Consider the following 5,787-nt stretch of genomic DNA (forward strand, 5'->3'; position numbering starts at 1 on the left):
GCTCCTTTAAAAACCGGATAAAAAAAAGTTCATTTTTATTTGGTTGGAGAAGAAAAGTCGTTTTATATTTGCACCCGCTTTGAGAGTAAGCGATGTTCCTAAAGGTTGTAAAGGTGTTATTAGATTGACGCTGAAAGCTTTAAAAGAAACTAAAAATTTTATTAAAAAAGTTTTGGTGGATAAAGAAAAAGCGTTGTATATTTGCACCCGCTTTGAGACAGAGCAACCGTTCACAAACAGAGATTGAAATTAAGAGAAACCGCCGGATGGGGCGAGATTGAGAGGTTCGAATCCTTGGGTTTTAACAAGACAGATTGGGAGACCAATTGAGTTCATTGAAATATTGAATTGACAAGGATTTTATTTAGCGATAGATAAAATCAAGTGTATAAGAATTAAGACTAGAAAAAGTCATACTGAGCAATTTCTTTAGTAGTTGTTGAATATATTTAAGATTTAACGATGAAGAGTTTGATCCTGGCTCAGGATGAACGCTAGCGGCAGGCCTAACACATGCAAGTCGAACGGTAACAGGGATTAGCTTGCTAATCCGCTGACGAGTGGCGCACGGGTGCGTAACGCGTATACAATCTGCCTTTAAGCGGGGAATAGCCCATGGAAACGTGGATTAATACCCCATAGTATATAGACTTCACCTGGAGACTATATTAAACATTTATGGCTTAAAGATGAGTATGCGTCCTATTAGTTAGTTGGTAAGGTAACGGCTTACCAAGACCGCGATAGGTAGGGGTCCTGAGAGGGAGATCCCCCACACTGGTACTGAGACACGGACCAGACTCCTACGGGAGGCAGCAGTGAGGAATATTGGACAATGGAGGCAACTCTGATCCAGCCATGCCGCGTGCAGGAAGACGGCCCTATGGGTTGTAAACTGCTTTTATACGGGAAGAACCACTCCGACGTGTCGGAGCTTGACGGTACCGTATGAATAAGGACCGGCTAACTCCGTGCCAGCAGCCGCGGTAATACGGAGGGTCCAAGCGTTATCCGGAATCATTGGGTTTAAAGGGTCCGTAGGCGGAATAATAAGTCAGTGGTGAAAGTCTGCAGCTTAACTGTAGAATTGCCATTGATACTGTTGTTCTTGAATTATTATGAAGTGGTTGGAATGAGTAGTGTAGCGGTGAAATGCATAGATATTACTCAGAACACCTATTGCGAAGGCAGATCACTAATAATATATTGACGCTGAGGGACGAAAGCGTAGGTAGCGAACAGGATTAGATACCCTGGTAGTCTACGCCGTAAACGATGGTTACTAGCTGTCCGGCCTAATTGAGGGCTGGGTGGTTAAGCGAAAGTGATAAGTAACCCACCTGGGGAGTACGTTCGCAAGAATGAAACTCAAAGGAATTGACGGGGGCCCGCACAAGCGGTGGAGCATGTGGTTTAATTCGATGATACGCGAGGAACCTTACCAGGGCTTAAATGCAGTCTGACAGGTCTGGAAACAGACCCTTCTTCGGACAGATTGCAAGGTGCTGCATGGTTGTCGTCAGCTCGTGCCGTGAGGTGTCAGGTTAAGTCCTATAACGAGCGCAACCCCTGTGGTTAGTTGCCAGCACGTAATGGTGGGAACTCTAGCCAGACTGCCGGTGCAAACCGCGAGGAAGGTGGGGATGACGTCAAATCATCACGGCCCTTACGTCCTGGGCCACACACGTGCTACAATGGTAGGGACAGAGGGCAGCTACCCCGCGAGGGGATGCGAATCTTCAAACCCTATCACAGTTCGGATCGCAGTCTGCAACTCGACTGCGTGAAGCTGGAATCGCTAGTAATCGCATATCAGCCATGATGCGGTGAATACGTTCCCGGGCCTTGTACACACCGCCCGTCAAGCCATGGAAGCCGGGGGTACCTGAAGTCCGTCACCGTAAGGAGCGGCCTAGGGTAAAACTGGTAACTGGGGCTAAGTCGTAACAAGGTAGCCGTACCGGAAGGTGCGGCTGGAACACCTCCTTTCTAGAGCTTTGTCACCTAGTGACAAGCGACAATTAGTAAAGGGAAGTTCAGAGGCCAATTTGGTCTTGATTCTTATCGTCAATTCGATTAAAATAGCAATAAGCTATAAGTTGTAAGCTATAAGTTTTTAAGAGTGATCTTAAAGCTTAATGCTGAAAGCTTACCGCTAGAGCTATTTATGGACAGTCTCATAGCTCAGCTGGTTAGAGCGCTACACTGATAATGTAGAGGTCGGCAGTTCGAGTCTGCCTGAGACTACTTTTTAATTAAAGTAAGCCATCAGGTTTATGAAGTTCATTGATTGAAATACTGAAGGAAATTCTAGAAGCTAAGGAATTCTAATTCTAAATTCTGAATTCTAAATTCTGAATTCATTACGGGGGATTAGCTCAGCTGGCTAGAGCGCCTGCCTTGCACGCAGGAGGTCATCGGTTCGACTCCGATATTCTCCACAATTCCTTGAGGTATAATGGGTATAGTTTTTACAAACAACCAGGAAACATACGTTTTTAGTTTGTAGGATCATCGAAGTTGTATCGCTAGATAAGGAAAAAAGTTCATTGACATATTGAGAAACAAAGAATACGAGAACACTATTAGATAGAAATATTTAATAAAAGTAATACATTATAATACTTCTGTTCTGATTTAGGTCAGAATAGATTAGAGCATTAAGCAAAGCGCATACAAGCTAGATAAGGGCGTATGGGGAATGCCTAGGCTCTCAGAGGCGATGAAGGACGTGATAAGCTGCGAAAAGTCGTGGGGATTGGCACATACAAATTGATCCGCGAATATCCGAATGGGGCAACCCGGCATATTGAAGATATGTCATCCGCAAGGAAGCGAACCCGGAGAACTGAAACATCTAAGTACCCGGAGGAAGAGAAAACAATAGTGATTGCGCTAGTAGCGGCGAGCGAACGCGCAGTAGCCCAAACCAATGAGTTTACGGACTTATTGGGGTTGTAGGACCACAATATTGTTTGTACAAGGAATTAGAACAGGTTGGAAAGCCTGGCCATAGACGGTGACAGCCCGGTATAAGCAACTTCGTATAAAACATAGTGGTATCCTGAGTAGTGCGGGGCACGTGAAACCCTGTATGAATCCGGCGGGACCATCCGCCAAGGCTAAATACTCCTGAGAGACCGATAGTGAACCAGTACCGTGAGGGAAAGGTGAAAAGAACCCTGAACAAGGGAGTGAAATAGATCCTGAAACCATACGCTTACAAGCGGTCGGAGCCCCTTCGTGGGGTGACGGCGTGCCTTTTGCATAATGAGCCTACGAGTTACCGTTGCCAGCAAGGTTAAGCAGTTCAGCTGTGGAGCCGTAGCGAAAGCGAGTCTGAATAGGGCGTTTTAGTTGGTAGTGGTAGACGCGAAACCGTGTGATCTACCCTTGGGCAGGTTGAAGCTGTGGTAACACATAGTGGAGGACCGAACCCGTTGACGTTGAAAAGTCTTGGGATGACCTGAGGGTAGGGGTGAAAGGCCAATCAAACTCGGAAATAGCTCGTACTCCCCGAAATGCATTTAGGTGCAGCGATATAGTTAGTTTTATAGAGGTAGAGCTACTGATTGGATGCGGGGGCTTCACCGCCTACCAATTCCTGACAAACTCCGAATGCTATAAAATGATGCATATCAGTGAGGGCATGGGTGCTAAGGTCCATGTCCGAGAGGGAAAGAACCCAGACCATCAGCTAAGGTCCCAAAATGTATGTTAAGTTGAAGAAACGCGGTTGAACTGCCCAGACAGCTAGGATGTTGGCTTGGAAGCAGCCATTCATTTAAAGAGTGCGTAACAGCTCACTAGTCGAGCGGTTCGGCATGGATAATAATCGGGCATAAACATACTACCGAAGCTATGGACTACAGTTTACTGTAGTGGTAGGGGAGCATTGTAACAGAGATGAAGGTGAGTCGCGAGGCTTGCTGGATCGGTTACAAAAGAAAATGTAGGCATAAGTAACGATAATGCAGGCGAGAAACCTGCACACCGAAAGACTAAGGTTTCCCCAGCTATGCTAATCAGCTGGGGGTTAGTCGGGACCTAAGGCGAACCCGAAAGGGGTAGTCGATGGACAAGCAGTTAATATTCTGCTACTTGCCCCATGTTAAAGCGGACGGAGGCGTAAATTTGGTGCGTACTGACGGAATAGTACGTTGAAGGGAGTGGTAACACCCCGATAGTACACGAAAGCTACGGCCGGAGTGATAATCCAGAGGAGCGACTTCCAAGAAAAGCGAGTGGAGGCAACCCGTACCCTAAACCGACACAGGTAGTTGGGATGAGAATTCTAAGGTGCTCGAGAGATTCATGGCTAAGGAACTAGGCAAAATTGGCCCGTAACTTCGGGAGAAGGGTCGCCCCCTTATGGGGGGCCGCAGTGAAAAGATCCAGGCGACTGTTTATCAAAAACACAGGGCTCTGCTAAATCGAAAGATGACGTATAGGGCCTGACACCTGCCCGGTGCTGGAAGGTTAAGGGGAGATGTTAGCTTCGGCGAAGCATTGAACTGAAGCCCCAGTAAACGGCGGCCGTAACTATAACGGTCCTAAGGTAGCGAAATTCCTTGTCGGGTAAGTTCCGACCTGCACGAATGGTGCAACGATCTGGATACTGTCTCAGCCATGAGCTCGGTGAAATTGTAGTATCGGTGAAGATGCCGATTACCCGCTGTGGGACGAAAAGACCCCGTGCACCTTTACTATAGCTTAGTATTGACTTTGAACAAGTGATGTGTAGGATAGGTAGGAGACTTTGAAGCGGTATCGCCAGGTATCGTGGAGTCGTTGTTGAAATACTACCCTTTACTTGTTTAGAGCCTAACTTCCAATGGAAGGACAGTGCTTGGTGGGTAGTTTGACTGGGGTGGTCGCCTCCAAAAGAGTAACGGAGGCTTCTAAAGGTTCCCTCAGCACGCTTGGTAACCGTGCGTAGAGTGCAATGGCAAAAGGGAGCTTGACTGAGAGACATACAGGTCGATCAGGTACGAAAGTAGAGCATAGTGATCCGGTGACACCGCATGGAAGGGTCATCGCTCAAAGGATAAAAGGTACGCCGGGGATAACAGGCTGATCTCCCCCAAGAGCTCACATCGACGGGGGGGTTTGGCACCTCGATGTCGGCTCGTCACATCCTGGGGCTGGAGAAGGTCCCAAGGGTTGGGCTGTTCGCCCATTAAAGTGGCACGCGAGCTGGGTTCAGAACGTCGTGAGACAGTTCGGTCTCTATCTACAGTGGGCGTTAGAAATTTGAGTGGACCTGATCCTAGTACGAGAGGACCGGATTGGACGAACCTCTGGTGTATCTGTTGTTCCGCCAGGAGCACTGCAGAGTAGCTACGTTCGGAAGGGATAAGCGCTGAAAGCATATAAGCGCGAAACCCACCACAAGATGAGATTTCTTTAAAGGACCGTGGGAGACTACCACGTTGATAGGCTACAGGTGTAAAGGCAGTAATGTCATAGCCGAGTAGTACTAATAATCCGTAAAGCTTGATGCGCGATGGCTCTGAGGCCGCAAAACCTCAGAGCCGCCAAATGCTTACTTTATAAGCGTATTACACATTCTTCTTATTTTTTGTTTCTTAAGTATGTCAACGATATTAGTTCTGAATAATCAGGACAGTTTTAAGCCTAAGCTTATAACTTACCTTTTAAGGTGGCTATAGCAACGGGGCTCACCTCTTCCCATCCCGAACAGAGTAGTTAAGCCCGTTAGCGCAGATGGTACTGCTTTTTTGTGGGAGAGTATGTCGCCGCCTTCTTCTTGAAAACCCCTTCAGT

General features: G+C 47.2%; 1 protein-coding gene, 2 tRNA genes and 3 rRNA genes. All 6 read left to right on the forward strand.

Annotation, left to right across the window (positions count from 1 at the left end; genetic code table 11):
• The first annotated feature begins 43 nt into the window (after window positions 1-43).
• The 6 genes from C8P64_RS16400 to rrf all read left to right on the forward strand — a co-directional run bounded on the left by C8P64_RS16400 (window position 44) and on the right by rrf (window position 5,768).
• Window positions 44-247 carry a hypothetical protein gene (locus tag C8P64_RS16400; protein WP_108173190.1) on the forward strand — a complete coding sequence of 68 codons (204 nt, stop codon included), beginning with the start codon at window positions 44-46 and terminating at the stop codon, window positions 245-247.
• A gap of 212 nt (window positions 248-459) precedes the next feature.
• Window positions 460-1,989, forward strand: a 16S ribosomal RNA gene (locus tag C8P64_RS16405).
• 184 nt (window positions 1,990-2,173) lie between these two features.
• A tRNA-Ile gene (locus C8P64_RS16410) sits at window positions 2,174-2,247 on the forward strand.
• Between the two features lie 120 nt (window positions 2,248-2,367).
• Window positions 2,368-2,441 (forward strand) — tRNA-Ala (locus C8P64_RS16415).
• A 231-nt stretch (window positions 2,442-2,672) separates the two neighbouring features.
• Window positions 2,673-5,504: ribosomal RNA gene (locus tag C8P64_RS16420) — 23S ribosomal RNA — on the forward strand.
• A gap of 154 nt (window positions 5,505-5,658) precedes the next feature.
• Window positions 5,659-5,768 (forward strand): 5S ribosomal RNA (gene rrf, locus C8P64_RS16425).
• The 16S, 23S and 5S rRNA genes sit together here with 2 tRNA genes alongside, the layout of an rRNA operon.
• Window positions 5,769-5,787 lie beyond the last annotated feature (19 nt).

The organism is Christiangramia gaetbulicola (genome assembly GCF_003054225.1).
Lineage (GTDB): Bacteria > Bacteroidota > Bacteroidia > Flavobacteriales > Flavobacteriaceae > Christiangramia > Christiangramia gaetbulicola.